We start from the raw sequence: 1559 nt of genomic DNA, 5'->3' as shown, positions 1-1559 counted from the left end.
CTTTCAGAAAAATGTAGCTTCGCTATAAAACACAAAAAAACCTCGCTGATTGCGAGGTTTTCTTTTTATATGCTTTGCTGATCTTGTAATTATTCTTCTTGTAATAAACTTAAATCAATAATATCTTCTTTTACTATTTGTCTTAATATTTCTAAATCATTTTGTGTTACTGAATCAATGTTGTCTAAATAATCAATAACAGCTACTTGTCTTTTCTTTTCAATTTGCATAAATGAATCTTGCTCAATTAATAATTCTAATTCACTATTATTAACATTTAGATCATCTCTCTCCTGAATAAACATATCAACAGTATCTCTTGCATATGTTGCAACATCAATGATATTTTCCACATCACTATCCTTTAAAAAATATAAAGTACTCAAAATAGATGTACATGCATCTAAAGCAAATGAAACTAAAATTGTACTGTAATCCTCAGTATCTGGCGTGATATTTTCAACGACATCAATATATTCATCAATATTGTAACCCTTATTCTTTTCAAGTAAATCTTTGTAAAGGACTAAGATTATATTATTTAATTCAATCGGGTTTCCGTAATTATATTTTTTGGAAAAAAACACATAGTTAGGAAGAAGCCTCTCACATATCAATAATGAAAAGGCTAATTTTTTATCGCCATTTAAAACATCTAATTTTTGACGAATTATATTTCTGTACTCATCCATTTTATTATTTCCTTTTTAAAGGTGTTGTTGGGGTAACACCTGCATTGTTTATCCAAACTTCGCAACCTTCACATATTGGTCTGCTAGCACCAATATTTAAAACATCAAAGCCATTTTGTTGAGCATAATTCAAAATTGTAACTTCAGCATGTCCTTTACCTTTTGCTTCAACCTCATTACCCTTTAACATATTTCTCTGAGCAACTCTCAACCTGTTCTCACTTGATCCAACTATTTTAACAGGTTTTCCTCCAGAATCAGTTGCATCAGCTACGGCTATAGTAGTTCTCGTTTGTGTTGCTTTAGGTACTGCCTGATGTATCTCGGTTGCTCGTTCTCCATTAGTTTGCACAGTCTTTGGCTGACTAGTTTCTGCCGGGACATTTGTTTTTGCAGGTATCTTTAGATTTCCTGGTGCAGAATGTCCAGTATTGTATGCTGCTGCTGCCATGCTCATTACCACAGCCTCTCCTTTTGTTTCTGGTTTAGGCATGTCTGGAGCACTAAAAGATTGTGCAGCAACCCTTTGAACTGCAGTACCATAATTACCACTCGGGCTGTTCCACCAACTTTTAATGGAATTCCATATTCCTTCACCTGGCCACATACCGTCAGGATCAATAAAGTAAACAGGATTATCAAAAGCATAATTATAAGGTGACCATCTACGACCTTGTTCTGCCAATGGGTCAATATTCATCCATCTGCCTAATACAGGGTCATAATTCCTTGCTCCGAAGTCGTACATATTCAGTCCCAGTTCATCTTGCAACTCTTTACCTCCAAAGCGATACTTGTATGCGCCTGCTCAATATTTTGCCTCGCCCGAGCGTCTGTTTTCAGCTCCCGCGAGCAAGACCTTTTTTG

The 1559-nt window shown here is 35.2% G+C and carries 2 protein-coding genes; both read right to left on the bottom strand.

The window, feature by feature from the left end; translation table 11 throughout:
• Positions 1-89: 89 nt before the first annotated feature.
• Positions 90-692, bottom strand: coding sequence for a DUF416 family protein (locus tag GWR14_RS23665; RefSeq protein WP_163411610.1), 603 nt, complete (start codon positions 690-692; stop codon positions 90-92).
• Between the two features lie 4 nt (positions 693-696).
• Positions 697-1440, bottom strand: a complete 744-nt coding sequence (locus GWR14_RS24085) for an RHS repeat-associated core domain-containing protein (protein ID WP_394367942.1) — start codon at positions 1438-1440, stop codon at positions 697-699.
• Positions 1441-1559 lie beyond the last annotated feature (119 nt).

The organism is Flavobacterium ajazii, from assembly GCF_010614725.1.
Taxonomy (GTDB): Bacteria; Bacteroidota; Bacteroidia; order Flavobacteriales; family Flavobacteriaceae; genus Flavobacterium; species Flavobacterium ajazii.
The sequence above is the reverse complement of the archived record's forward strand: the minus strand, read 5'-3'. Positions and strand labels throughout refer to the sequence as shown.